The sequence below is a fragment of the Shewanella sp. genome, assembly GCF_051658185.1.
Classification (GTDB): Bacteria; Pseudomonadota; Gammaproteobacteria; order Enterobacterales; family Shewanellaceae; genus Shewanella.
Window position 1 is genome coordinate 1 of the sequence record NZ_JBOFMC010000219.1, and the last position, 4,104, is coordinate 4,104.

Genomic DNA, 4,104 nt, shown 5'->3' on the forward strand with positions numbered 1-4,104 from the left:
GAGCGTCTTAGTCCAGCCCAAAATGCCGTCACTGCAGAATGTGAAAGTGATTACGAACTGCACTTGGATGATGATGTTGAAGGCGAAGCTATGATTGAGAAAAAGCCTGAGTTGAGCACCAACGCGACCCATGGGCCGCTTGCACTACAGAATGAACGGGCCACAAACCACATGCCCGTGACGACGATGCATTCCGCTCAGCAAAGTGCAGCAGCGCAGCATCCGCCGCTTGACTCCAATGATCGTCCGCCTTGGGAAGACGCGCCTGCGGCTGAGAGCCGCTATGGGCATGCTGCACCCATAACGACATCGCCTCAAGCGAGTGAAGCAAATCATCCACGCCCTGAAAGTCCTGCGCCGCGCGCACCTTTATTGGCAGAGACGGCCGCGCAGACTGCACCTGCACCAACGTTGCCAACGGATCCCCAAGCGGCTCAAGTCGAGCAAGCTGCAGGGCAGACTCATCAGTTGAATCACCCTGATGAAGTCCGCGCTATTCAGCCGCTCGAGCTCGCCGCAGGTTCCTCGCCTGCCCAATCAACAGCCTTAACGGCGGCGCAATCGATCACGGGACATCCGCTCGATTTGCATTGGTATAAGTTAATGGCGAGCTTGGAGATTGGTGGGCGCGTGCGTCAGTTAGCGGTGAACTCGATTTGTCAGGTGCAGGCCAATCCTTTGCCATTGCTGTTAAAGCCCGATCAAAAACACCTCGCGGCGCAGGTGGCCATTGAGCAATTAGAGCAAGCCTTAAGCGCAGCCTTTGGCAACCCAAGGCAGGTTACTGTGGTCATTGGAACCGATCCTAACCGGGAAACCCCCTTAGAATTGCGTAAGCGTTTTCACCAAGAGTTATTGCAACAGGCGCGGCAATCGCTGATAACGGATGATAATGTGCAATGGCTTATCAACCGTTTTGGCGCCGAACTTGAGCAGGATAGTTTGCTTTATCCGCCAGAATTGCTGAATCAGCGCAGCGGGCTTATCACTGCGCTACCTGAGCCAGAGTGAGTTGAACCAGAGTGAGTTGAACCAAAGTGGTTTGAACCAGAGTGATTTAAGCCAGAGTGATTTAAGCCAACGCGCGCTCAGTTACAGGCCCTGAGCTCAGGCATTAAGGCTTATCGCGACTGAGTGGGCTTAAAAACTCGCAATCAAGATCATAAGTTTATCGATGGGATGACAGCATTGATTGCCAATCCCATTTATTTCAGTAACATTAGCCAGCTTAAAAGCTTGCGACTAACCCTAATAGAAGAGAAATGACTATGTTTGGAAAAGGCGGTATGGGCAATCTGATGAAACAAGCCCAGATGATGCAAGAAAAAATGGCAAAAATGCAGGAAGAAATTGCCCGCATGGAAATGGTCGGTGAGTCAGGTGCGGGTTTGGTCAAAGTCACCATGACAGGCGCGCACACAGTACGTAAAGTCGAAATCGATCCAAGCTTAATGGAAGACGACAAAGAGATGCTGGAAGATTTGATTGCTGCGGCTTGCAACGATGCAGCCCGTCGTATCGAAGAGAATCAAAAAGCTAAAATGGCCGAAGTGACTGGCGGTATGCAATTACCACCAGGCATGAAAATGCCATTTTAATTGAGATAGACCATGAAATTTAGTCCGCTGCTAGACGAGTTAATTCAGTCCCTGCGTTGTTTACCGGGGGTGGGGCCGAAATCGGCTCAACGTATGGCGTTTCAATTACTTGAGCGCGACAGAAAAGCGGGGCTTAAATTAGCCGCTGCGCTGTCAGGTGCCATGAGTGATATCGGTCATTGCCAGTCCTGCCGAACCTACACTGAAGAAACCCTCTGTCCAATTTGTGCTAGCCATAAGCGCGGCTCGTCTTCGACAATTTGTGTGGTCGAAACGCCAGCCGACGTGTTAGCCATCGAAGCGGGTGGACACTATACTGGTCGCTATTTTGTGCTCCTTGGGCACTTATCCCCCCTCGATGGGGTGGGGCCAGAAGAGTTAGGTTTGGCGTTATTAGAACGCCATTTAGCCTCCGGCGATGTGACCGAGCTGATTTTAGCAACTAATCCTACGGTTGAAGGTGAGGCCACTGCCCACTTTATCGCCGACATGGCAAGGCGCCACCAGGTGCTGATCAGCCGCATTGCCCACGGTGTGCCCGTGGGTGGCGAGCTAGAGTATGTCGATAGCACCACCTTAGCATTGTCCTTCAACGGGCGTATCCCGCTGTAGCGCTCAATTTGCCTCAACATAAAACCCGCCGGCCCATGCTCGCGGGTTTTTTATTTTATGGCGGCATGGGTCGAGTGCACCACTGCTTGGCTGGTCGCGGGTGCTGAAGTTTGTCATCTTTTTTAGGCAGCCATAGGGAGAGTGGTTATTTTGGCCTGCGACTGCCTTATTTTTCGCCATTTGTTCGGTGATTTTATCTTTCCCCTTGAAATGTGGATTTGCAGCCCCATTTTATAAAGCACTGAGCGTTTGCTTTAATCAAATTGCGTAACACATAAGGAAAATTTCATGTCACAACAAGAAACTCATGGTTTTCAAACTGAAGTCAAACAGCTGTTGCATTTGATGATCCATTCTTTGTATTCCAACAAAGAAATTTTCTTGCGTGAATTGGTCTCTAACGCTGCGGATGCGGCCGATAAGCTGCGTTACCTCGCGTTAACCAACGACGCATTATACGAAGGTGACGGTGAGCTGCGGGTGCGTATTAGCGCCGATAAAGACAAAGGCACTGTGACCATTGAAGATAACGGCGTGGGGATGACCCGCGATGGCGTGATTGAGCATTTAGGGACTATTGCAAAATCGGGCACTGCCGAATTCTTCAAAAACCTCTCAGGCGAAGCCTCAAAGGATTCGCAGTTAATTGGCCAGTTCGGTGTGGGCTTTTACTCGGCCTTTATCGTGGCGAAAAAAGTCACAGTGCGCACCCGCGCTGCAGGCCACAAGGCCGATGAAGCGGTATTGTGGGAATCGGAAGGTGAGGGTAGCTTCACCGTTGAAACCATCACCAAGGCGACTCGTGGTACCGAAATTACCTTGCACCTACGTGATGACGAAAAAGAATTTGCTGACGATTGGCGCCTGCGCTCGATCATCACTAAGTACTCAGATCATATTTCAGTGCCTGTTGAAATGTGGCAGGAAGGCACCCCGGAGCGTGATGGCCCAGACGGTGAAAAAATCCCTGCAACCGAAGGCTACTGGAAAGTCATGAACAAGGCGACAGCGCTGTGGATGCGCAATAAGTCTGAGATCACTGACGAAGAGTACCAAGAGTTTTACAAGCACATTTCCCACGATTACACCGATGCGCTGCTGTGGAGCCATAACCGTGTAGAAGGCAAACAGGAATACACTAACCTATTGTATATCCCTTCAAAAGCGCCGTGGGACATGTGGAACCGTGACCGTAAACATGGCCTGAAACTCTTTGTGCAGCGCGTGTTTATCATGGATGACGCGGAGCAGTTTATGCCATCTTACCTGCGCTTTGTGCAAGGTTTGATTGACTCAAACGATCTGCCGCTCAACGTCTCCCGTGAGATTTTGCAAGACAACCACATCACCAAAGCGATGCGCACCGGTATCACTAAGCGCGTGCTGGGGATGTTGGAAAAACTGGCTAAAGACGATGCGGAAAAATACCAACAATTTTGGGCCGAATTTGGCCAAGTGTTGAAGGAAGGTCCAGCGGAAGACTTTACTAACCGTGAGCGTATTGCAGGCTTATTGCGCTTTGCCTCGACCCATACGGGCAGCGCGGCACCGACTGTGTCACTCGATGACTACATTAGCCGCATGAAGGAAGGTCAAACCAAGATTTACTATATCGTTGCCGACAGCCATGACGCGGCCGCCAACAGCCCGCACTTAGAACTGCTGCGTAAGAAGGGCATCGAAGTACTGTTGATGTCTGAGCGTATCGACGAATGGTTAATCAACCACTTAACTGAGTACAAAGAAAAACAATTGCACTCAGTCACCCGTGGCGAGCTGGAATTAGGTGAGCTGGAAGATGCGGCTGAGAAGGAAGCGCAGGAGAAACTCGCCGAAGAGTCTGCACCACTGATTGAGCGCATCAAAGCGGCATTAGGTGCTAGCGTGGCCGATG

Annotated in this window: 4 protein-coding genes; all 4 read left to right on the forward strand. The window is 50.9% G+C overall.

Annotated features, from left to right (window positions below; translation table 11 throughout):
- Positions 1–1,011: DNA polymerase III subunit gamma/tau C-terminal domain-containing protein (locus tag ACRCZA_RS08685; RefSeq protein ID WP_438674058.1), on the forward strand; the 1,011-nt coding region annotated here is incomplete at its 5' end.
- A 257-nt stretch (positions 1,012–1,268) separates the two neighbouring features.
- A complete protein-coding gene (locus tag ACRCZA_RS08690) occupies positions 1,269–1,598 on the forward strand; it encodes a YbaB/EbfC family nucleoid-associated protein (RefSeq protein WP_007648738.1) in 330 nt (109 codons plus the stop codon).
- A gap of 12 nt (positions 1,599–1,610) precedes the next feature.
- Positions 1,611–2,210, forward strand: coding sequence for a recombination mediator RecR (recR, locus tag ACRCZA_RS08695; RefSeq protein WP_438674059.1), 600 nt, complete (start codon positions 1,611–1,613; stop codon positions 2,208–2,210).
- 288 nt (positions 2,211–2,498) lie between these two features.
- A partial coding sequence (gene htpG / locus ACRCZA_RS08700) for a molecular chaperone HtpG (protein ID WP_438674060.1) occupies positions 2,499–4,104 on the forward strand: 1,606 nt, incomplete at its 3' end.